24 protein-coding genes and 1 pseudogene are annotated in these 20,947 nt (G+C 37.3%); 17 read left to right on the top strand and 8 right to left on the bottom strand.

Annotated features, from left to right (window positions below; all coding sequences use genetic code 11):
* The first annotated feature begins 53 nt into the window (after window positions 1-53).
* The 8 genes and pseudogenes from asd to P20495_RS21055 all read left to right on the top strand — a co-directional run bounded on the left by asd (window position 54) and on the right by P20495_RS21055 (window position 5,728).
* Window positions 54-1,193 (top strand): aspartate-semialdehyde dehydrogenase, encoded by a 1,140-nt coding sequence (gene asd, locus P20495_RS01755; RefSeq protein WP_008139027.1) that lies wholly within the window; start codon window positions 54-56, stop codon window positions 1,191-1,193.
* Window positions 1,194-1,446: 253 nt separating this feature from the next.
* Window positions 1,447-2,577: a DUF748 domain-containing protein gene (locus P20495_RS01760; protein WP_008139025.1), complete on the top strand. Its 1,131-nt coding sequence runs from the start codon at window positions 1,447-1,449 to the stop codon at window positions 2,575-2,577.
* A 98-nt stretch (window positions 2,578-2,675) separates the two neighbouring features.
* Window positions 2,676-3,392 carry an ion transporter gene (locus P20495_RS01765; RefSeq protein WP_008139024.1) on the top strand — a complete coding sequence of 239 codons (717 nt, stop codon included), beginning with the start codon at window positions 2,676-2,678 and terminating at the stop codon, window positions 3,390-3,392.
* Between the two features lie 143 nt (window positions 3,393-3,535).
* Window positions 3,536-3,748 (top strand): hypothetical protein, encoded by a 213-nt coding sequence (locus P20495_RS01770; RefSeq protein ID WP_007377590.1) that lies wholly within the window; start codon window positions 3,536-3,538, stop codon window positions 3,746-3,748.
* A gap of 17 nt (window positions 3,749-3,765) precedes the next feature.
* A complete protein-coding gene (locus P20495_RS01775; RefSeq protein ID WP_007377589.1) occupies window positions 3,766-4,047 on the top strand; it encodes a hypothetical protein in 282 nt (93 codons plus the stop codon).
* Window positions 4,048-4,116: 69 nt separating this feature from the next.
* Window positions 4,117-4,308, top strand: a complete 192-nt coding sequence (locus P20495_RS01780) for a YwbE family protein (protein WP_007377588.1) — start codon at window positions 4,117-4,119, stop codon at window positions 4,306-4,308.
* Window positions 4,308-4,826: a DUF4240 domain-containing protein gene (locus tag P20495_RS01785; protein ID WP_007377587.1), complete on the top strand. Its 519-nt coding sequence runs from the start codon at window positions 4,308-4,310 to the stop codon at window positions 4,824-4,826. Before P20495_RS01780 ends, P20495_RS01785 begins: the two co-directional genes overlap by 1 nt.
* Before the next feature lie 441 nt (window positions 4,827-5,267).
* Window positions 5,268-5,728: pseudogene (locus P20495_RS21055) on the top strand (hypothetical protein).
* 27 nt (window positions 5,729-5,755) lie between these two features.
* Here P20495_RS21055 and P20495_RS01790 read toward each other — a convergent pair.
* From P20495_RS01790 to P20495_RS01800, 3 genes are all read right to left on the bottom strand, one after another.
* Complete coding sequence (locus P20495_RS01790) at window positions 5,756-7,015, bottom strand: Y-family DNA polymerase (RefSeq protein WP_008139018.1); 1,260 nt, start codon at window positions 7,013-7,015, stop codon at window positions 5,756-5,758.
* The gene (locus P20495_RS01795) at window positions 7,003-7,416 is read right to left on the bottom strand and encodes a S24 family peptidase (RefSeq protein ID WP_007377584.1); all 414 of its coding nucleotides are present in this window, start codon (window positions 7,414-7,416) and stop codon (window positions 7,003-7,005) included. Before P20495_RS01795 ends, P20495_RS01790 begins: the two co-directional genes overlap by 13 nt.
* Before the next feature lie 80 nt (window positions 7,417-7,496).
* Window positions 7,497-7,916 (bottom strand): MarR family winged helix-turn-helix transcriptional regulator, encoded by a 420-nt coding sequence (locus P20495_RS01800; protein WP_007583213.1) that lies wholly within the window; start codon window positions 7,914-7,916, stop codon window positions 7,497-7,499.
* A 134-nt stretch (window positions 7,917-8,050) separates the two neighbouring features.
* Between P20495_RS01800 and P20495_RS01805 the strand changes: the two genes are divergently transcribed.
* The 3 genes from P20495_RS01805 to P20495_RS01815 all read left to right on the top strand — a co-directional run bounded on the left by P20495_RS01805 (window position 8,051) and on the right by P20495_RS01815 (window position 11,221).
* Window positions 8,051-8,794 (top strand): siderophore-interacting protein, encoded by a 744-nt coding sequence (locus P20495_RS01805; RefSeq protein WP_008139016.1) that lies wholly within the window; start codon window positions 8,051-8,053, stop codon window positions 8,792-8,794.
* Window positions 8,795-8,935: 141 nt separating this feature from the next.
* Entirely contained in the window at window positions 8,936-9,925 is a 990-nt protein-coding gene (locus P20495_RS01810; RefSeq protein WP_008139014.1) for an LLM class flavin-dependent oxidoreductase, read from the top strand.
* Between the two features lie 282 nt (window positions 9,926-10,207).
* On the top strand, window positions 10,208-11,221 hold the full coding sequence (locus P20495_RS01815; RefSeq protein WP_008139012.1) for a patatin family protein: 1,014 nt from the start codon (window positions 10,208-10,210) through the stop codon (window positions 11,219-11,221).
* A gap of 93 nt (window positions 11,222-11,314) precedes the next feature.
* Here the strand turns inward: P20495_RS01815 and P20495_RS01820 are convergent, their stop codons facing one another.
* Complete coding sequence (locus P20495_RS01820) at window positions 11,315-11,746, bottom strand: Lrp/AsnC family transcriptional regulator (protein ID WP_007377579.1); 432 nt, start codon at window positions 11,744-11,746, stop codon at window positions 11,315-11,317.
* 172 nt (window positions 11,747-11,918) lie between these two features.
* Between P20495_RS01820 and P20495_RS01825 the strand changes: the two genes are divergently transcribed.
* The 4 genes from P20495_RS01825 to P20495_RS01840 all read left to right on the top strand — a co-directional run bounded on the left by P20495_RS01825 (window position 11,919) and on the right by P20495_RS01840 (window position 16,592).
* On the top strand, window positions 11,919-12,989 hold the full coding sequence (locus P20495_RS01825; RefSeq protein WP_008139010.1) for an ornithine cyclodeaminase: 1,071 nt from the start codon (window positions 11,919-11,921) through the stop codon (window positions 12,987-12,989).
* The gene (gene ctlX / locus P20495_RS01830; RefSeq protein ID WP_008139007.1) at window positions 12,986-13,897 is read left to right on the top strand and encodes a citrulline utilization hydrolase CtlX; all 912 of its coding nucleotides are present in this window, start codon (window positions 12,986-12,988) and stop codon (window positions 13,895-13,897) included. Before P20495_RS01825 ends, ctlX begins: the two co-directional genes overlap by 4 nt.
* 121 nt (window positions 13,898-14,018) lie before the next feature.
* A complete protein-coding gene (locus P20495_RS01835; protein WP_008139005.1) occupies window positions 14,019-15,425 on the top strand; it encodes a sodium:alanine symporter family protein in 1,407 nt (468 codons plus the stop codon).
* 129 nt (window positions 15,426-15,554) lie between these two features.
* A complete protein-coding gene (locus tag P20495_RS01840; protein ID WP_008139002.1) occupies window positions 15,555-16,592 on the top strand; it encodes a patatin-like phospholipase family protein in 1,038 nt (345 codons plus the stop codon).
* A gap of 211 nt (window positions 16,593-16,803) precedes the next feature.
* On the opposite strand, the gene P20495_RS22155 is transcribed toward P20495_RS01840, so the two are convergent.
* The 4 genes from P20495_RS22155 to P20495_RS01855 form a co-directional block, all read right to left on the bottom strand.
* The gene (locus P20495_RS22155; RefSeq protein WP_008139000.1) at window positions 16,804-16,965 is read right to left on the bottom strand and encodes a hypothetical protein; all 162 of its coding nucleotides are present in this window, start codon (window positions 16,963-16,965) and stop codon (window positions 16,804-16,806) included.
* A gap of 2 nt (window positions 16,966-16,967) precedes the next feature.
* Complete coding sequence (locus P20495_RS01845) at window positions 16,968-17,150, bottom strand: hypothetical protein (protein ID WP_008138997.1); 183 nt, start codon at window positions 17,148-17,150, stop codon at window positions 16,968-16,970.
* Between the two features lie 4 nt (window positions 17,151-17,154).
* Window positions 17,155-17,439 (bottom strand): BrnT family toxin, encoded by a 285-nt coding sequence (locus tag P20495_RS01850; RefSeq protein WP_008138995.1) that lies wholly within the window; start codon window positions 17,437-17,439, stop codon window positions 17,155-17,157.
* A 291-nt stretch (window positions 17,440-17,730) separates the two neighbouring features.
* Entirely contained in the window at window positions 17,731-18,294 is a 564-nt protein-coding gene (locus tag P20495_RS01855; protein WP_007583197.1) for a YSC84-related protein, read from the bottom strand.
* Window positions 18,295-18,443: 149 nt separating this feature from the next.
* On the opposite strand from P20495_RS01855, the gene P20495_RS01860 reads away from it, so the two are divergent.
* On the top strand, window positions 18,444-19,655 hold the full coding sequence (locus tag P20495_RS01860; protein ID WP_008138992.1) for a tyrosine-type recombinase/integrase: 1,212 nt from the start codon (window positions 18,444-18,446) through the stop codon (window positions 19,653-19,655).
* Window positions 19,655-20,854: a sodium:proton antiporter gene (locus P20495_RS01865; protein WP_008138990.1), complete on the top strand. Its 1,200-nt coding sequence runs from the start codon at window positions 19,655-19,657 to the stop codon at window positions 20,852-20,854. The genes P20495_RS01860 and P20495_RS01865 overlap by 1 nt, the downstream gene beginning before the upstream one ends.
* The last annotated feature ends 93 nt before the right edge of the window (window positions 20,855-20,947 follow it).

Here is a 20,947-nt window from a genome sequence, read left to right as displayed (position 1 = left end):
AAAATTAAATCTCACGCAATGAATTTAATTTTTAATGTATTAAGGCATCTTTTATGAACAAAACAGTGGAAAAAACAATGAAAAAAGTAGGATTAGTCGGTTGGCGTGGCATGGTAGGCTCCGTGTTATTAGAACGTATGCAGCAACAAAGTGATTTTGCCCATATCGACACTACCTTCTTCACCACCTCGCAAGCGGGTCAGTTAGGACCGGACATTGCAGGCGATGCAAAACCATTGCTTGATGCAAGTGACATTAGCGAACTTGCTAAAATGGATATTATTGTTACTTGCCAAGGCGGCGATTACACCAATTCCGTATATCCAAAACTTAGAGAATCTGGTTGGGATGGCTACTGGATTGATGCCGCTTCAGCACTTCGAATGAGTGACGATAGCATTATAGTGCTGGATCCTGTAAATAAAGATGTTATTGAACAAGGCTTAGCGCAAGGCGTTAAAACGTTTGTGGGCGGTAACTGTACAGTATCGCTAATGCTACTTGCATTAGGTGGTTTATTTGAGCAAGACCTAATTGAATGGGTAAGCCCAATGACTTACCAAGCGGCGTCGGGCGCCGGTGCACGAAATATGAAAGAGCTTATTGCACAAATGGGCGCTATTCATGCAAGTGTCGCAGATAAACTAGATAACCCAAGCTCTGCTATTTTAGAAATTGATAAGATAGTAAGCGAAAAAATGGCTTCAAGTGATTTGCCACAAGACCAGTTTGGTGTGCCATTAGCAGGCAGTTTAATTCCGTGGATTGACGTACCTATGCCAAGCGGTCAGTCTAAAGAAGAATGGAAAGCGCAGGTTGAAGCCAATAAAATTTTAGGCTCTTCTAAGCAACCAGTGCCAATTGATGGTTTATGTGTACGTATTGGTGCAATGCGCTGTCATAGCCAAGCAATGACCATCAAACTACGTGAAGATATTAGCGTAGACAAAATTGAAGAAATTTTAGCCTCGCATAATGAATGGGTTAAAGTTATTCCAAATGAGCGCGAAATTAGCGCTACTGACTTAACCCCAGTTAAAGTAACGGGGACATTAAGTATTCCTGTTGGCCGTATTCGTAAATTAGCCATGGGCCCTAAATACATAAGCGCGTTTACAGTGGGAGATCAGCTCTTATGGGGCGCCGCAGAGCCATTGCGCCGCATGTTACGCATTATTATTGATGATGAGTAAACATTGTTAGTAAATTTTATTTTTCAGGGTTAGCAATTTGCTAACCCTTTTTATTTAACCTGCTTTACCAGTTTATAAATCGGGCTTTGTAAACTGGTACATCATTTGCTGTAATTCCCATGTTAACCAGCTAACTACAACAAACCTTATAGAATACGTATTTTACTCGCATTATATGTACTGCTATTACAAAATTGCGTAGTTTTTACATGTTTAAAATACTGCTTTGTAGGTGGAAATAAAGGAAATTACAATGCGTTCATTTTTAAATTCATTACACCGTAAATGGTTCAGCTTTCTTGTCGTAATTGTATTACTGCTAATTACCCTCAGAATAGCTGCGCCTTATGCAGTGCAGCAGTATGTAAATTACCAGCTAAAACATACGCAAGGTATTACGGGACATATAGGTGATGTAGATTTGTTTTTATATCGTGGCGCTTATGCCATTGACGATGTAGAAATTTACGCTACTAACGCAACCACAGCACCTAGACCTTTACTTGCGGTAAAAACACTTGATTTTTCACTTGCATGGTCGGCGCTTTTAAAAGGGAATCTGGTAACAAATATGGCTTTTATGCGCCCTGAAATTGTTATTTATGATAAAAACCCAAACGCAGCAGAGCAAAATCAACGTGTAAAAGATGAAACAACTTGGATCGGACTCGCCAACGATTTGGTGTTGTTCTCAATCGATACCTTAACTATTGAACAAGGTAAGTTGTCCCTAGTTAATGCAACTAGTCAGGGTGAAAATCCCACTTTTATATCAAATATCAATGCCAGAATTGAAAACATAACGAATGCTCAAAACCTATCAAAAACACTTGTGACTACTCTAAACGTAGAAGGTGCGTTAATGGGGGAGGCGGCATTAAGGCTTAATGGCAAATTAGACCCTTTTAGCAAGCACGCTAATTTTGATTTTAATGCAGAGGTACAGCGCTTTTCAGTTGAAAATTTAGACACTGTATTTAAAGTATATACACCGTTTGATATTGAAGCAGGGGGTATTGATGGCGCTATGGAACTTGTGGCTAAAGACAATAACTTAAATGGTTATGTAAAAGCAGGCGTTCAAAACCTTAGTGTTTTTTCGTGGCGCGAAGATATAGAAAAAGATGATGACGGCATATTTACTGCTATATTTGAAGGCAGTGTTGATTTACTCGGCTCTATACTCGAAAACGATGAATCTAAACTTGTTGCTGCACGCATTCCTATTGAAGGTCAACTAGATAATACGGATGTTTCGACTTTCCAAGCTGTTATTTCTGTACTAAAAAACGCATTTTTTGATGCCTTTAGCATGAAGGTCGATAACGTCGTTTCTTTCGAAAACTCAAGTAATAGCGAACTTGCTAATAATGAAGGAGATTAAATTACTCTTATTAATTATTTAATAAAATCATGTTGATAGAATTTTAATAACGATTTATGTTAAACTGCTAACTTGAAACTTGTCTAAAGGATGTAGCGGTGGTAGGAAAAGATTTTTTTACAGATTTATTAGATAATACTAATACATTACGAGGAAAGGTTTTCGCTTTACTAATTCAATTCTTAATTATAGTTTCACTTGTTACTTTTTCTATCGATACATTACCTAATTTATCTGAAAATTTAAAATGGATTCTTTATCTTGTTGAAATAATTACAGTCGTTATCTTTTCTTTTGAGTACATACTAAGATGTTTGGTAGCTAAAAAAAAGTTAAAATTTATTTTTAGTTTTTATGGTTTAATTGATTTATTAGCTATCCTCCCTTTTTACCTATCTACTGGTTATGACTTACGATCTATTCGTATTTTTAGGCTCTTAAGGCTAGTTAGAATTTTAAAGTTATTTAAATATAATCAAGCAATTAAACGTTTTCATAGAGCGTTAGTAATAGCTAAAGAAGAACTAATTCTTTTTGGTTTTGTTGCTGCTATTATGCTTTATTTATCTGCTGTAGGTATTTACTACTGCGAAAGTGATGCTCAACCAGAACAATTTAGTTCTGTATTTCATTCTCTTTGGTGGTCCGTAACAACTTTAACTACGGTTGGGTATGGCGATATGTATCCGGTTACTGTCGGAGGGAAAATATTTACATTCTTTATTCTAACAATAGGTCTTGGTATTGTTGCTGTACCGACCGGGTTACTAGCATCAGCATTGTCAGAAGCGCGGAAACAAGATTTTGAGGACTGATAGAGTATTTATGTCGTTAGCTGGCAATTGTTAGCATCGCTACATAAAAATAATAGTAGAACCTTTGAAAATTAAAATTTTAGGACGCTAATATACAATAATATTTTAACGCTTTTTCGATATCGAAAGTGTAAGGAAATTTAATGTTTATCAATAAACTAAAAAACAGCGCATTACTTATTATCGGATTTTGTATTTTGGCTGGTTGCAGCTCTGATGCACGTTTTCACGAAGTTCAATCTGCACGTCTTGATGAGTGCAACTATAAAGCGGATAAAGAATATTACGAATGCTTAAATAAACAGGACTCTAATTACGAAGAGTTTAAAAAGCAGCAGCAAGCCCAGACTAAATAAGTAGCGCTAGTACATTTATGACTAAAACTCAAAAACAACGCGATAAGCAAATTCGCTCAGTATTGACTATTGCGTGTGAAACAATAAAAGAAACCGTATTTGGCTTTCACTATTTAACGCATTCAGTGGATTTAAATAACGAAACAAACACGTTAAAAGTGCAGTGCTTTTTTAATGATGATATAGCTCTTGAAAGTGCAAAACCCCAGCTTGACGAATTAAAAGATATTATACTAAATCAGCTAGCAAGTATTAAACTGAATATTAAACCAGCACATATCTTATTTTTCGCCAATTAATAGTGGTTTAGTTGGTTTGACAGCACAGTGATGTTTATAATTACATAAATTACTTTAAAGGTTTCAATTATGGCCGTTCCTACGCGTTCGCAAATTTCACCAGGCATAACAGTAAATATTGTATTAAAAGAAGATCAACGCAGCGGTACATTAACCGAAGGTGTTGTTGAGCGTCTTTTAACAAAATCACCTAATCACCCGCACGGTATTAAAGTACGTTTAGAAGATGGTCAAGTTGGCCGAGTAAAAGAGATTTTATAATGGCAGCGTTAACAGAACAGGCTTTTTGGGAATTAGTAACCACGCCTGATTTAGGGCTCGATCCGCAAAGTGTGAGCGATAACCTAAAAACTAAACTTAATGATTTAAGCGATCAACACCTTATTGATTTTGATAAGCACTTTGGCATACATATGCGCAAATGCTTTACCTGGGATTTGTTTGGCGCTGCCTTTGTGATGGCTGGGTGTAATGACGATTACGGTTTTAGCGAGTTTAGATGTTGGTTAATTTCGCGCGGTAAAACAGTATTTGAAAACGCCTTAGAAAATGCTGACTCGATAGCGCAGTGTACACCTGTTTATTATTTGAACGAGCAGCCTTATCCGTATATTGATGAGTATGATTTAATAGCCGGTTTATTATTTGAAGAACGCAGCGAAGACGAATTGCCGTTTATCCCATCAGGCAGCGATGAACCCAAAGGTAAACGTTTTAAAGACAAACCTAAGTTTTTAAAGCAAAGCTACCCTTTATTATTTGCAAAGTACTGGCAATAAAATAAACAGTAATTTTTGTACTACCTAAACAATTTAATGAGTCCAATGTCTCCTTACAGGTAAGTGCATTGATATAAATCGTTTTGTTGTTTAAGTACGTATTAACTGAAGTACTTAACAGCAAAACGGTTTGTAATGCAGTATCTAGGAGGAATCTTTGTGGATTTAAACGTATTCAATCTAGAGGGATTTAATCGCGGCACGAGGTGTGTAACCTAGTGAGCTCGGTAATTGCTTCTGCGTTACCTTACTGGCTTACACATGTAAGAATAAGTAATAGTCGAGCAAAGCTTCCGCTAGCTGCTCACGCCTTGGTTACTGAATACGACTTCTCTCCTTTTATAGTAAATCTCTGTTATAGTTGTTAAAAGTTATAAAAGCTAAGTGATTAGGCATTTTGCTATTATTTAACACGCTGACTCACGAGGATACACCCACGAAATGAAATATTTAACACTCGCTTTATTAACTGTCGCTTTTACAAGTGCAAATGCTTTTTCTGAGCCGAGTAATAAAACACGATTTATACCGCTTTTAAAGTCAAAATTGGGTGCCTACGAAGTTGTGTCGAGCAACTCAGGTTTATGCGTTAATAGCGACTTAAGTTTGACAGATGAAAGTGATTTAAGTGCGGGTTTTAAACTTGGAGAGCAAATTGTATTTGGATCGCTCCACAATGGTACCCGAACTATTAAAAAACCAAACTTTTGTTTCATAACCAGTACGCTTAAATATAAAAGTGATGGCCTTGAAAACGGTTTAAGAATGAGCCGTTGTGAAAACCCTGCAAACGAAAAATAATCAGTCAAAGTATCCAATTTTTAGCTGATAACACACTAAAGTACACATTGAGCAAACCCAGTGTAGAGTGCACATTTAAAAAAGCAGATGAAAGTAAATAAAGCATCTAGTAAGTAGTAAGTAGCAAATCATTCGCAGTATATTTTAGGGATATCGCGCCAACGCGTGGTGTACTGCGGCGACAAAAAATCACGGTTCATGTGCCACCGGTCATTTAATTTACTACTAGCTAAACTAAGCATTCCTTTCCCATACCGTGTATTTATAGCATCTAGGCAACTCATTAATTGTGGGTTGTCAGTACGTTGGTTAAACAAATCACTTTGTTGAAATTGCTGTGACGTAAGTTCTAAAGCGCCTACACCACACTTGTAAAACCTAACTGCAGGTTGGTATATTTGATCAAATACCTCAGATACAGCATTAGCCATCACGCAGGTATCGTTAGTGGGTGAGGGGAACTTATACACAAACGACTTTTTATAATATCTATTTTCGTGCGCGCCACTGGCTGCAAAAATATAAAGCTGGTGAGTGAGCGAACGTTGCGCTCTTAGTTTATTAGCCACTGTGGTTACATGGTTAATTAGCGCCGTTTTAAGGGCTGTTGGCTCACATATGCGCTCTCCAAAACTACGGGTCGAATAAATTTCCCGCTTGTCTTGTCGTACATCATCCCAGTTTAAACATGTTATCCCGTTAAGCTCGCTTACTGTACGTTCAACAACCACACTAAATGCACGGCGCATTGCTTTAGGGTTTTGCTGAGCAAGATCCCAGGCGGTGTGTATATTCATTATTTTAAGCTTTTTAGCTAGTCGCCGGCCTATTCCCCATACATCTTCGCAGCTCATTCTCTGTAAAATAGCTTGGCGAGTTTGTTCGCTATTTATGACTGCTACACCATTAAAACCACTGAGTTTTTTAGCGGCGTGGTTAGCGGCTTTTGCTAAAGTAGGGGTTGGGCCAAAACCTACACCTACAGGAAGTTTTGTTTCGCGCCACACTGTGCGCCTTATTGTATGGCCGTATTCGTGCCAGTCTTTAATTAATGATGTGTAGCCATTAAAGTGCAAAAACGATTCATCAATACTGTATATGTGTTGTGTATCGCAAAAGCGGCCAATAATATTCATCATCTTGTCGCTTAAATCAGCATAAAGCTCGTAATTGCTAGAACGAATAACAACGTTGTTTTGCTCAAGTAAATGTTTAACTTTAAAGTACGGGCCAAATTTAGGAATATTTAAGCGCCGAGCAATAGGGCAAATAGCGCATACACAGCCATCGTTATTAGTAAGTACAACCACGGGTTTGGATCGAATAGCAGGGTCGAATACTTTTTCGGCACTGGCATAAAATGACACAGCATCAACTAAGGCATACATTTTAGTAACTCTGGGCTTTGCCTGTGCATTCTTATTGATAGCGTTACTACGCCTTCGAGCTGAAACTCGTCTGCAGAGGTTAGTTGTACAGGCTTATGTAAAGAGGAAGCTGAAAGCAGCCGTGCATTGGTTTTATCAAGCAGTTTGCATACAAAAAGACCATTTAAGTTAGCAACAATAACGTCACCATTTTTTACCGGCTCTGCACGGTCGATAACTAATAAGTCACCTTCAAAAATTCCGACTTCTTGCATAGAGTTACCCGATGCAATACCAATAAACGTAGCATCTGGATGCTTTATTAAAAGCTCATCAAGGGTTACACCTAGCTCGGTGTACTGCGCTGCGGGTGATTCAAAACCACACACGCCTGCTTCTATATAAATGGGAATGACAAACATAACACAACCTAAAACGCATATACTGTATAAGTGTACAGTATATGCGTTTTGTGTAAGTTATGCCAAGAATGTATGGCTGATCAATCCATGTTTTTGATCATTTGTTGTGCGGTATCTAAAAAGTCTTTGATTTGTTGAGGGTTTAAGTTTTTACACATTTGATTATTTATTTTTTGCTCTGAGGCTAATAACTTATCAAAAAGAACTTTACCTTGCTCTGTGAGCGATAAAATAAAGCAGCGCTTATCGTGCTCACTTGCCTGTTTATTAATTAAATTTAAGCCAATAAGATCTTTAATTAAACGTGCTATTTGCGCTTTATCGCGCTGCGTTTTAGTAACAATATCGTTAGCCGTACAGTTATTTACGTTCGCGATAATATGTATGCAGCGTACGTGCATAGCATTAATACCAAGTTCGCCTGCGTTAATTGCTTCACGAATTGTTACACGGTAATTTTGCATTAATTCAAACAGCGTATTTGATAAAGGTGTATTCATAGAACTCTCAATATAGTTGACAAAGTCAATTAACTTGTTATAGTTGATTTTATCAACCAATGGGGCGTTGTGCAATGCCTGCTTTTTATAGCAGGTTGGTATTAAAGTCTAAGTTTTGTAAAACGAGGTAATACATGAGTAAACAAGTTCGCAAAGCCAACGTATTAAGTACAGAGCAAATCACACCGCATTTACAGCGCATTGTTGTAGGCTCTGAAGATTTTAACGACTTAACCTCACAGTACATTGGTAACTATGTAAAAGTACTATTTCCAAAAGATGGTGAAGTAGATTTTAACTTAAAAACAGCCTGTATGCGATCATACACAATAAGGCATGTAGATGCACAAACAGGCTCGCTAACACTTGATTTTGTGATAAATATGCACCAAGGTCCGGCAACTGACTGGGCTAAAATTGCAAAAGTAGGCGACGAGTTAGGTATTGCAGGTCCTGGCCCTAAAAAGCTAGATAATTATGCGCATTCGCATTATGTATTGCTCGGCGATTTAACATCGGTAAATGCAATAAAAGGGTATGTGCAGCAATTACCTTTAATTTCAAAAATTGATGCCTTTGTACATGTACCCACCGAAAAAGATATTATTGATTTAGAAACAAGCCGCGATGTTAATTGGCTTGTTACCGACAACGCTGACGAGGCGCTACTTAGCGCGCTTCAAAATTTGCACATTACAGCAGAGCCTCCCATTGTATTTATGGCATTGGAAGCTGGGCTTGTTCGTAAAGCAAAAGCACTGCTAACAGAGCAATTTAATATACCACGCGGTAATATTTTTTCCTCAGGGTATTGGAAAAAAGGCGTGGATTCAGAAGGCTATAAAAAGCTGCGCCAACGTGATGCACAGCTTGCCTGAATACCTTAGAGCAAAATAACATATACCTATTTTGCTCTAATACCACTGCGTAACTTGAATTGACCTAATAGCAGACCCATTTAAGTGTTTTATGCTAATGATGTAATCCATTATTAGCATGCATTTTTAGGAGCTGCTATTTTGTTAAATTCCATTCCTTTTTCGTTATTAGAACTTGCCCCCATGATCAAAGGGGACAGCGTTACTAACACTCTTCATAAAAGTACTAAATACGCTCAACGTGCTGATGAGCTTGGCTTTAACCGTTTTTGGCTTGCTGAGCATCATAATATGCCAGGTATAATTTGTGCGGCCACTTCAATTTTGGTTGGTCACATTGCAGGTAATACCAAAAAGATACGCGTTGGATCGGGCGGTATTATGCTGCCAAACCACTCCCCATTAGTTGTTGCTGAACAATTTGGTACATTAGAGAGCTTATATCCAGGGCGAATAGATTTAGGACTCGGGCGCGCACCAGGTAGCGACCCTGTAACGAGTCGTGCATTAAACAACGATATGAGCCGTGCAGAAAACTTCCCAGGTGAAGTAACTGAACTGCAAACATTGTTAGGTCCTTACAATGGTACACACCCTGTACGTGCTATACCGGGGGAGAACACAAACGTGCCTATTTGGTTATTAGGCTCGAGTTTATTTAGCGCGCAACTAGCGGCGCAAAAAGGGTTACCGTATGTATTTGCAGGACATTTTGCACCGCGCTTCGTGCACGATGCAATAGCGCTGTATAAGCGCGAATTTAAAGCATCAAGCGTACTTGATAAGCCATACGTAATGCTTGCACTGCCTTTAGTGGCTGCAGATACCGACGATGAAGCGCAATATTTGTCGACTACTTCTAAGCAACGTGTGCTCGAACTTATACGCGGTAACGAGCTGTGGTTAAAACCACCCGTTGAAAGTATGGACGGGTTATGGAGCGAACAAGAACGCGCTCATGTAGAGAACTTTTTAAGCCTAAGCGTAGTAGGCGGACATGTAAGTATTAAACACAAGTTAGAGATGATAGCGAAACAGCTAGAAGTAGATGAGTTTATATTTACCAATGATGTATTCGATAGTGAAAAACGCCACCGTGCACTCGAAATTTTAATGGAAATAAAGCACTAATATATAGTTAGTTAAGCAAGCGTACATTCTGGGCTTGTTAACATACAGACATCATCAAAAGTTAAATTAGTTTACTCATTTTATTAACTTTAAGTGATGTCTGTATTTGTTATTTAAATATTCAAAGTAAATTTGATTGCTATTTTTAGTGCATATTTTGCTTTATATACCGTTCTGTTTTTTCAATCGAACTGATTTAAACAATCAATTTTAAGATATCACTTTTGTTTTTTATAATGTAGCTATTAAACCAGACATCATAAAATTAAAGGCAGGTACACCGTGAACTCTCTAAACACCGCAACAGCTAATTCAGTTAACAAAACAGCGCAACCAAAAGTTGCACTGGTTGCTGAAGGTGGCGGGCAGCGAGGGATCTTCACAGCGGGCGTACTTGATGCGTGGTTAGAGCAAAGCTATGACCCTTTTGATTTATTCATTGGTACTTCAGCGGGTTCGCAAAACTTAACTAGCTACTTAGCGCGTCAAAAAGGCTACGCTAAACGCCTGATCAGAGGGCTTTCGCGTAATAAGCGTTTTTTTCAGCTTGGTCGTGGATTAGTGGGTAAACACATAGTTGATTTAGATTGGTACTTTGACAAAACCACTGAAGTAAACAGAGCTATAGATTTCAAAACAGCGAAAACGAGTTTAGGTGAGCGTGAACTACTTATAACAGCTACAAATGCACGAGACAGAAAAGCTTATTACTTATCGCCAAATGGTGATAGTGGTCAATGGCGTGATTTGTTAAAGGCTTCTAGCGCACTGCCGTTTTTATACAAACAAGGTGTAAAGTTAACACCTTGGTTAAATGCAAAAGCGGCTAACGAAATACACCTTGCTGAAGAGCAAGCACAGAGCGACTTTTATCTAGACGGCGGTTTAGCAGCACCACTACCCGTGCGTGAAGCTTACAACCGATGCGCTCATAAAATTGTGGTAATAAGAACAGTTGACGCTAACTTTCAAGCGCAATCTGCATGGGTGCAAAAGCTAAGAACATTTGCTATTGCATCAGGTTATTGTCCAAAAACATTGGACTACTTAATACAGCACGAAAAAGCGTATTTAGATGAGCTTGAGTTTATTGCAAATCCACCAAGTGATGTGGAAATAATACAAATTTTTGCAGACGAAAAACTGCATAGCAAATTATTAGGTAGTTCAAATAACGATTTACGTTTTGATCATAAATTAGGCTTGGCTGCAGGTCGGTCTTATTTAGCGAAGCAAAGCCAATTTGAGATCAGCAATACGCATAACTACTCACAAAGCGAGTATCGTTACAATTAAGCCAATCGGATACCCAAATCATGAATAATACTGGAACTTGAAGTTGCAGTATTATTCATTCCAAAATTTTTAAATTGAAATATTAAAAATAACTTAAGTTGATGAAAGCAATATGCTTGTTTCACTATTTAAAATACCGTCAATTTCACGTACTTGCCTTAGCACTCCATCAAACTCACTTAAATTTGCAGCTTGTAGTTCTGCAACTAAATCCCATGCACCATTAGTGGTGTGTAATTTTATAAGCTCGGGTATTCCGCGCATTGTTTTAATTACTTGTGAGGTAGATTTACCAACGACTTCTATCATCATAATTGCGCGCACGGCTTCTGTTTCTATGTGTTCGTGAACGCGTACAGTAAACCCTAATATAGCGCCTGAGCTAACTAATCTGTCTAACCTATTTTGCACTGTCCCGCGTGATACATTTAAAGAACCGGCTAAAGCTGAAATAGAAGCGCGGCCGTCTTTTCGTAATTCTGCTATTAAAGCATTATCAAGAGAGTCATAAATATAGGGAGTCATAAATCAAACCTTTAAAAGAAGTTACTGACCGAAATACATAAATTGTACATAGCTGCATAGCAAAATGATAAAAATCAGTACTATTTGTGTAATTAATTGCCATATTAAATAGCACGTAGCCTCGCTAAACTTGTTTTAAATTAACTAATACATTTATTCAAGAGGTTTCCACATGAGTCATTTTATAGCACAGCCAAAACAAGGCGTTCCATTTGTTAGTGTTCAGGCAATGGCTAAGCTTATAAATAGCTTAGGGGTCGAAAACGTTTTGCTAGATCTAACACATAAATTAGAAACCGACTTTGCCCGTTGGACGGAGTTTGATAAGTCACCTCGCTATGCAGCACACTCACCAGAGGGTGTAATAGAGCTAATGCCAGTGAGTGATGGCCAAATGTTCAGCTGTAAATATGTAAATGGTCACCCAAAAAACACCTTTAGAGAACTTCAAACAGTCGCTGCATTTGGTATTTTAGCCGATGTAGATAGTGGCTATCCGGTTATGATAAGCGAAATGTGTTTACTAACAGCACTACGTACAGCCGCAACTTCTGCAATGGTAGCTAAATATTTAGCACCTAAAAACTCGACAACCCTTACTTTAATAGGCAACGGTGCTCAATCAGAGTTTCAGGCACTCGCTTTTAAAGCGGTACTAGGTATTACACATATTCGTTTATACGATATAGATAAAAGCGCCTCTAAAAAAGCATTTGCTAATTTAAGTGCATGCGGGTTAAACGTGACTATTTGTAATAGTGTACAAGAGGCAGTAAAAGGGGCAGATATTATCACTACCTGTACTGCTGATAAAACTAACGCTACTATTTTAACAAATGACATGATCCCACAAGGTGTGCACATTAATGCCATAGGTGGTGATTGCCCAGGTAAAACAGAGTTAGATGCTAGATTGCTTGAGCGTGCTAATGTATTTGTTGAGTACGAGCCACAAACTCGAATAGAGGGCGAAATTCAACAAATGAGTCCAAGCTTTACAGTAACTGAGTTTCATAAAGTTATTAATAAGCAGTCGCTTGGGCGTACTAGCCAAGATGAATTAACCATTTTTGACGGCGTTGGCTTTGCGAGCGAAGACTTTACCGCACTGGTATTTATACGCGATGAGTTAATTAAAACGGGCGAGTTTGCTTTGCTTGATTTAATTACACAACAAGCGGACCCTCGTAATTTATTTTCAGTGCTTAGTGAACAACCATTAGTAAAAGAGCACGTGGCATGAGCGAAGTAAACCAAGCCCCCAGAGCTGTAGTGATGGTAAGGCCGCATCACTTTACATCTAATCCACACACAATGCTCGATAACGTATTTCAAAGTGAATGCTTAGCACAAAATCAAAGTGAACAAGCATTTAAAGAAGTGACTAATGCCGTACAAATATTAAAAAATGAAGGGGTAACAGTTAACCTTTTTGAAGATGAGCAAACACACACTCCCGATTCAGTTTTTCCTAACAATTGGTTTTCAACTCATCAAAGTGGCCAATTAATAATCTATCCAATGTTTGTAGAAAACAGAAGGTTAGAATATCGAAAAGATATTATTGATTTTTTAACGGATCACTATAAAGTGTCTTCAGTGACTGATTATTCATTTTTATCGAAAGAAAATTCATTCCTTGAAGGCACAGGTTCACTGGTTATCGATCATCAAAATAAACTCGCTTACGCGGTAGAATCAAAAAGAACTACCAAGTTGGTGGTTAATACAATATGTGAGCAATTAAAACTATCACCCATAGTATTTAACGCATATGACGAGCAAGGAACTGCGGTTTATCACACTAATGTTTTAATGTGTATAGCTACAAAATTTGTAATGATCAGTTTAAATATGGTGCCAATTAATCAACGTGCACAGTTAGCTAAACATTTTTTGAAAAGCCATCATCAAGTTATCGATTTAACGCTTGAGCAAATTAATAACTTTTGTGGCAATGCTATTGAGCTACAAGGTAAAAATGGTCGTATTTTAGCGTTATCGCAAACTGCGTTTAATGCACTTACACCTGAACAAATAATAGTTATACAAAAAACGGCTAAGCTTGTGCCATTACCAATACCTACTATTGAGTCGGCTGGTGGCTCAGTTAGGTGCATGATTGCAGGAGTTCATTTGCAAAATAAATAATGTATAGTTTTAAGGCAGCTTAGCTGCCTTATTTGCATTAAATTTTTAGTCGATGTCGTAAGCAAATGCCGTTATACCCAAAAAAGGGTATTAATATAAAAAATATAAGAAGGAATTAGCAATGTTCGATACCGTCGTCAAAAGCGTAAACAACCTTTTATGGGGAGAGGGGCAAGTACTTATTTATATACTCTTGTTTACGGGGGTATGGTTTTCAGTACGACTAAAAGCAATTCAAATACTTAAATTTAAACATATGTTTAGCCTTTTAAAAGGCAGTAGCAAATGTAAAAAAGACGATATTTCATCATTTCAAGCGTTGTGTACAGGGCTTTGCGCACGGGTAGGTACCGGTAATTTAGCTGGTGTAGCGGTTGCAATTTCACTTGGCGGCAGCGGCGCTATATTTTGGATGTGGGTAATAGCCATATTGGGCATGGCTACAGGCTTTGCCGAAAGCGTACTTGGGCAAGTATATAAAGTACGCGATAGTGGTGGCGAGTTTAGAGGCGGGCCTGCGTATTATATTCAACAAGGTTTGGGTAGCCGAGCGTTTGCCATTGTGTTTGCCGCATGTTTATTTTTAGGTTACGGCTTCACGTTTAGTGCAATGCAAACGAACACAATTACCGACGCACTTAATTACGCGTTTGAAGTTCCTACATTTTACTCAGGCCTGGTTATTACCGTACTCGCAGGCTCAATTATACTCGGTGGCTTTAAAGCAATTGCCCGATTTGCAGAGCGCGTAGTGCCTATAATGGGCATTGTATTTGTACTCGCTGCTGTAATTATTACCCTTATAAATTTCACGCAAGTACCTGCTATGCTTAAAGATATATTTTTATCAGCATTTGGCTTACAAGAAGCTGGTGCCGGTGCAATGGGCGCTGCGATTAAAAACGGTATTCAACGTGGTTTATATTCTAACGAGGCGGGCGCAGGTAGTGTGCCGCATGCTTCAGCAAGTGCCAGCCCAATTCCTAATCACCCTGTAACGCAAGGTTACATACAAATGCTAGGCGTATTTTTCGATACAATCGTACTGTGTAGCTGTACCGCTGTGATCATTTTATTGGCCGATATAGACATAAGCGGTGAAATGGAAGGCATTCGTTTAACACAAAGCGCGATGACTGCTCACTTAGCACAAGGTGGTGTTTACTTTGTAGCAGCCGCTATAACCTTATTTGCTTTTACATCGGTGGTGGCAAATTACGCCTATGCAGAAAGCAACTTGCACTTATTTAAACTCGACAACAAAGTAGGGCGCGGTATTTACACTTTGCTGTATTTATCAATGATGTTGTGGGGCGCGTCGGCCACATTAAAAGAAGTCTGGGATTTAGCCGATATTGCCTTAGGGTTAATGACAGTGGTTAACGTTATCGCTATTATACTGTTAACGCCGACTATTTTGTCTGTCACGAGCGATTACCACGCACAAAGAGACAAAGGTTTAGAGCCAGAATTTAAAGTAAAAGATGTAAAAGTACAGGGCAAATGCGAAGACGGCATTTGGGACTAACTCAAGCACACTTAACTATAAAAAGCGGTTTTATGGCAACATAAATCCGCTTTTTACTTTGCATAAGTATTCACTTTCAGTGTTGTAAAATAACAGAAACAACCAAAATAAAAGGGCACAATTTTTTAGATGATCGAGATTCACGCAGGGAAAACAGCGGCTAAAATTATTAACGAACAGGGCTTTAAACCTGAGTTATTTACCTCATTTTTAGGTGCAAGTGGTGGGCCAAAGTGGTTTACATTATTTGGCTTAGATAAATATATTTTTGGTGAATTTTTTAAAAACCGTACCCAACCACTTAATTTAATTGGCTCATCTGCTGGCGCTTTTCGCTCTGCGTGTTTTGCACAAAATGATCCCGTTGCAGCAATTGAGCGCTTAGCAAAATCGTATTCGCAAACTAGGTACTCAAGTAATAAACCAACACCAAATGAAATAACAATAAAAGCGCGCGCATTACTTGAAGATGTTTTTGGCGATAACGGCGTAACCGAAATTATAAATAACCCCGTATTTAAAGCGCACTTTATAGTAGCAAAATCGAATGGCTTTATTGCCAGCGAAAATAAATTAATACAGCTTATGGGTTTATCAAAAAGTTATATGCTAAACCGCGTTAACCGAAAATTATTGGGCTCGCAGTATGAGCGTTTTATATTTGGCCCAGCAACAAGTGACTTATCAATTACCGACAGCTACAATTTTAAAACGCAAAACATAGCGCTTACTCAAAATAATTTAAAAGATGCATTACTAGCATCGGGTTCAATACCACTTGTTATGCAAGGCATAAAAAATATTGCAGGCTCGCCGCAAGGAATATATCGCGACGGCGGAATAATTGATTACCACTTTGATTTAAAAATTAATAACCCAGGCTTAATTTTATATCCGCATTTTAATAGCGAGCCAAAAGCAGGGTGGTTCGATAAAAATTTAAAACGTAAAGTGTCACCACTTAATTACGACAACGTGGTGATGATCACCCCATCAAAAAAATTTATAGCAAGCTTACCTTACGGAAAAATTCCAGATAGAAATGACTTTACCGATCTTGATGCCGATACACGCATTAAATATTGGAATACTGTTTTTAGTGAAACTGAAAAGTTAGCTGAGGCGTTTGACAAGAAATTAAATAACTTAAAGTTTGATATTAAATAGTATTGGTAATTTACACTGAATGAAAACTTTAGAATTATTGTTCTATAGCAAATTGAGGTGGATATAAAATATGAACTATAACCCCATAAATTACGGTCTGCTATTAATAATAAAAGGGCAGAAAGCCCTTTTATTTCAGTGTATTAGTTTAGAAATAAAATTGTCGAAATGATAACCGTTGTACAAATTAAGTGCTTTCAGAAAGCGCTCTTTATTTATTTTTTATTACTTTCTTAAACTGTTTTTTACCAACTAATTCGGGGTTTTCCTCATCTATTTTCGGCTCGTTAGAACTTACTACTACAGTTGACCAGTTAGTCTTGCCCGTAGATTTATTGCCCTTGATATAATTTTTAGTAATTTTATTTTCCATTATCAATCCTTTGATTTTTTAACTTTTTTGAATTTTTTCAGTTCTTCATCTGTTAAGAGTGGAGCATCGGGATCATCTTTTGCATTTTCCTCGATCTCACCTTCAGTCATTTTTTTTAGGCGCTCGTAGTCAGTCTTTCCATCTACAGAGTCATCTTTGTTTCTTTTAATATGAGTTTCTGACATAAATTTATCTCGCTTTCATACTTTGATACACAACACGTTCTTTTTGACTGGCAGTTCTAGCAGAAATCATTCGCCTTGAAGTGCCACTTTTTCTCCATGTATAGACAACCATTAAAACACCGGGCTTAGCTTCTCCAATAACTTGTATCCGTTCTTCACCATAATCATTACGGTCATCTATAGCTTCAATTCTTTCATCATCATCAAATATAGTCACAGCATCATTGAAATCGATACCATGCTTATCTATATTTTTACTATTCTTATTATCATCCCATTCAAATAACACAACTATTTCCTTGTTAGTAAGTAATGATTAAGATCACTAAATTTTATTTTTCTAAAACACATACTGTTTTTGTATCTATAATTTAGACATCTTCATAATTTTCCCATTTTTAGTTTCAATACGCAAATAACAAATATGTTTCAGAAAGTAACTTACCAAAAGTATATTTTTTCTGTCTAGGAAAAATACTTAAAATCAACCCATAAATTACGTTATGTTAAATTACATGAATTTTAATAAAGCGAGCGTGATTATACAAACCAGCTCGCTTTTAGGAGAGTAATTTGGTGGTTAATTAAGCTCTGAATCAACCCAAAACTTGGTACCTTTTAATACAGCTTGTAGTGCAAGGCCGTTTTCGGTTACAGAATATACAGTAACTTGATCTGCAATCGCTTCGGCAACCAATGCACCGCCTTTATCTTCATATTTAGCTGCTGCATCAGCGTTTCCGCCAAATGCCCAACCATGTTCAATAAATCTATTTAGTGCTGCTTGATTATGAAAAACCATTACAACGTTAAAATCTTTTACACCTAAACCAAGTCCTAAACCGGCTTCACCCATATTCATGTAAGTCGATTTACCTGTGAGATTATTTCTAACAACACCGTAACCACCGCCAAAGCTAGCAAGCACTACATTTACATTCGCGTTATCGAATACAGCATAACCAGCAGAGTTAGCAATTTGTTTTTTAACATCAGGTTTTTCAGCGTATAATTTATCTAATGTGTTTGCTTTCATACTTTGTACAAGTGAACGTTTTTCGCTTGGTGATGCACTACCTGTAGTAGCGCACCCAGTTAACGCAACTGTTAAAGCAAGTACGCTTAGTATAATTAGTTTTTTCATAATGTTTTCCTTAATAAGATATAGCAACCAACAACCATAGAAAAATCACGGTATTAAAATAATTAGAACTTTACTATGTCCAATACTAGACAGTATCGGACTTTAACGTTATTCTGTAAGTCTATTATTTAATTGAATATTTATAAATTATGCTTGTTGCTTTGGTTGATACGTTAAAACAATTAAGATATCAAATTGCCCATCTAGATGACGGTACTCTCAATTCAGAATACCCAGAACTTGCATCCTTTATACAGGAAATTGGCTTGACTGTAACTGAATCAAAAGCCGATCTGACATTCTTGTATCAGTTTTTATATGTTTATGGCCGCAAGTCAGAAGCCACTTATAGTCGTTTTCGAAATGAGCTTGAACGCTTTTATTTATGGTCGTGGTTAATAGCAGAAAAATCAGTATTCGATTTAAAACGTGAAGATATTGAAGCTTACGTTGATTTTATGGTTGAACCCGATAAAGCATGGGCTGCAACTTCAGTGCAATGGCGTTATAAAGATGAGCAAGGAATTCGTAGATTAAATCAAAACTGGCGCCCTTTTATGCTAAAAGAATCAACTGCCAGCCAACAAACTTTATCGTCTATGTTTACTGCCTTAAATGTATTTTATAAGTTTGCCCTACTAGAAGAAAAAACATTTGCTAACTTTGTCCCTGTTGTTAAAAAAAATAGTCCGTACTTAGTTGTTCAATCACAAATTCAAATTCCAGACACATTAAGCGATATTCAATGGGAATACGTTTTTGGTGTAACGCGTGATTTATGCGAACATAACCCTGATTTAGAGCGAAACTTATTTACGCTTGCCTGCTTAAAAGGTCTTTATTTACGAATTTCAGAATTATCTGAGCGCCCACAATGGTCGCCGGTGATGTCTCATTTTTGGCAAGATAATGATGGTTTTTGGTTTTTACGTATAATGGGAAAAGGTAATAAATTACGAGATGTAACCTTAAGCGATGATTTTGTTGAATATTTAAAACGTTATAGACTATACAGAGGTTTACCTGCCCTTCCCCGTGTTGATGAGTCAGATCCTTTGGTTCATAAAATTCGCGGGCAAGGTGGTATGACCGTAAGGCAAATTAGGCGTTTAGTTCAACAAAGTTTTGATTATGCACAGCAATCATTACTCGATGATGGTTTTAAAGATGATGCTGAACAACTTGGCGCTGCAACTGCGCATTGGCTTCGTCATACTGGTGCAACTCATGATGCGCAAACCAGACCGCTCAAACATTTATCAGAAGATTTAGGTCATTCTAAAATTGCGACTACCGATCAAATTTATATTCAAACAAATATTAAAGAGCGAGCAAAGTCAGGACTTAAAAGGAAAATTTAATGGAGTATTTAGTAATAGCATTTATAGGCGGATTATTTTTAATTTATTCTTTAACACTTCGCCAGTTAGAAAAAACAGAAGTAACAGGCCCAATGTTTTTTGTTGTTGGCGGAATATGTTTAGCTTCAATGCTACCCAACGAAGGGGATAAAATAAAAGAAGGCGTTGATCTTTTATTACCATTTATAGAGCTTACGCTAAGTATATTTTTATTTTCAGATGCAGCTAAATCAAAGCTAAGTGTATTAAGGCATAGTTTTCAGTATCCTAGTTTACTGTTGTTTGTTGCCCTACCCTTAACTTTGTTACTTGGTATTGCTGTTGCTTTATTTTTCTTTGCTGAGCTTTCACTTATTCAAGCAGCGTTGCTCGCTATTATTTTAACACCTACCGATGCGGCATTAAGTAAAGGGTTACTAGCAAGTACACAAGTGCCTGAAAAAATACGTGAAGGGATAAATACTGAAAGTGGTTTGAACGATGGATTATGTGTGCCCATATTTTTAATATTTATATTACTCGCTAAAAATCCTGATTCAGCTATTACCGCAAAACAAACATTAAGTGTGTTTGGCCGAGAGCTTGGCTTGGCTTTATTAATAGCTATTACAAGTATCGCTGTTTTTATACCGAGTTTAAACTTTGCAATGAAACGTCATTACTTTGCACAAAATACCAGTCCATTTTTATTACTCGGTTTTGCTATGGCTGTTTTTTCTGTCACTCAGTATTTTCATGGCAGTGGATTTATTGCGGTGTTTATTGCCGGTTTATTATTTGATAAATTTTCGACTGAAGAAGTAAGAACAGAATTAATTGAAGACTCAGAGCACATTGCAGATTTTACATCGCTAATGATTTGGTGCTTGTTCGGGTTTGTTTGTGCTTACTTAGTTATTCCGAAATTAAATACTGAAATTATAATTTACGCTTTGTTAAGTACAACATTGATTAGAATAATTCCTGTTATGTTGTCATTGCAGTTTACGGCATTGAATATTAAAGAGCGTTTTACATTTGCGTGGTTTGGACCAAGAGGATTAGCATCAATTGTTTTTACATTGATGGTGATTGATACGCAAATAGAAAACAAATATCAAATAGCGACAATAGCAATGACGACTATTTTGTTTAGTGTATTTATTCACGGTATAAGTACAAAGCCAATTGCAGACAGTTTCGCTAAAAAATCTAAATAGCTTTTATAAAAATTAGTGAATTTTTTGCCGAGGTATCAAGGCGTTTTACCAGCCTCAAAAACGATCATTTAATTAAGCGAATGGGGTATTAAT

The organism is Pseudoalteromonas sp. BSi20495, from assembly GCF_000241185.1.
GTDB lineage: Bacteria > Pseudomonadota > Gammaproteobacteria > Enterobacterales > Alteromonadaceae > Pseudoalteromonas > Pseudoalteromonas fuliginea.
The sequence above is the reverse complement of the archived record's forward strand: the minus strand, read 5'-3'. Positions and strand labels throughout refer to the sequence as shown.

Excerpts from the sequence above, each read along its gene's own strand:
- P20495_RS22155 (WP_008139000.1), bottom strand. The coding sequence starts at position 16,965 with ATGGAAAATAAAATTACTAAAAATTATATCAAGGGCAATAAATCTACG.
- P20495_RS01840 (WP_008139002.1), top strand. The coding sequence starts at position 15,555 with ATGATCGAGATTCACGCAGGGAAAACAGCGGCTAAAATTATTAACGAA.
- P20495_RS01855 (WP_007583197.1), bottom strand. The coding sequence starts at position 18,294 with ATGAAAAAACTAATTATACTAAGCGTACTTGCTTTAACAGTTGCGTTA.
- P20495_RS01865 (WP_008138990.1), top strand. The coding sequence starts at position 19,655 with ATGGAGTATTTAGTAATAGCATTTATAGGCGGATTATTTTTAATTTAT.
- P20495_RS01845 (WP_008138997.1), bottom strand. The coding sequence starts at position 17,150 with ATGTCAGAAACTCATATTAAAAGAAACAAAGATGACTCTGTAGATGGA.
- P20495_RS01760 (WP_008139025.1), top strand. The coding sequence starts at position 1,447 with ATGCGTTCATTTTTAAATTCATTACACCGTAAATGGTTCAGCTTTCTT.
- P20495_RS01770 (WP_007377590.1), top strand. The coding sequence starts at position 3,536 with ATGTTTATCAATAAACTAAAAAACAGCGCATTACTTATTATCGGATTT.
- P20495_RS01805 (WP_008139016.1), top strand. The coding sequence starts at position 8,051 with ATGAGTAAACAAGTTCGCAAAGCCAACGTATTAAGTACAGAGCAAATC.
- P20495_RS01825 (WP_008139010.1), top strand. The coding sequence starts at position 11,919 with ATGAGTCATTTTATAGCACAGCCAAAACAAGGCGTTCCATTTGTTAGT.
- P20495_RS01820 (WP_007377579.1), bottom strand. The coding sequence starts at position 11,746 with ATGACTCCCTATATTTATGACTCTCTTGATAATGCTTTAATAGCAGAA.
- asd (WP_008139027.1), top strand. The coding sequence starts at position 54 with ATGAACAAAACAGTGGAAAAAACAATGAAAAAAGTAGGATTAGTCGGT.
- P20495_RS01860 (WP_008138992.1), top strand. The coding sequence starts at position 18,444 with ATGCTTGTTGCTTTGGTTGATACGTTAAAACAATTAAGATATCAAATT.
- P20495_RS01785 (WP_007377587.1), top strand. The coding sequence starts at position 4,308 with ATGGCAGCGTTAACAGAACAGGCTTTTTGGGAATTAGTAACCACGCCT.
- P20495_RS01790 (WP_008139018.1), bottom strand. The coding sequence starts at position 7,015 with ATGTATGCCTTAGTTGATGCTGTGTCATTTTATGCCAGTGCCGAAAAA.
- P20495_RS01780 (WP_007377588.1), top strand. The coding sequence starts at position 4,117 with ATGGCCGTTCCTACGCGTTCGCAAATTTCACCAGGCATAACAGTAAAT.
- P20495_RS01775 (WP_007377589.1), top strand. The coding sequence starts at position 3,766 with ATGACTAAAACTCAAAAACAACGCGATAAGCAAATTCGCTCAGTATTG.
- P20495_RS01795 (WP_007377584.1), bottom strand. The coding sequence starts at position 7,416 with ATGTTTGTCATTCCCATTTATATAGAAGCAGGCGTGTGTGGTTTTGAA.
- P20495_RS01800 (WP_007583213.1), bottom strand. The coding sequence starts at position 7,916 with ATGAATACACCTTTATCAAATACGCTGTTTGAATTAATGCAAAATTAC.
- P20495_RS01835 (WP_008139005.1), top strand. The coding sequence starts at position 14,019 with ATGTTCGATACCGTCGTCAAAAGCGTAAACAACCTTTTATGGGGAGAG.
- ctlX (WP_008139007.1), top strand. The coding sequence starts at position 12,986 with ATGAGCGAAGTAAACCAAGCCCCCAGAGCTGTAGTGATGGTAAGGCCG.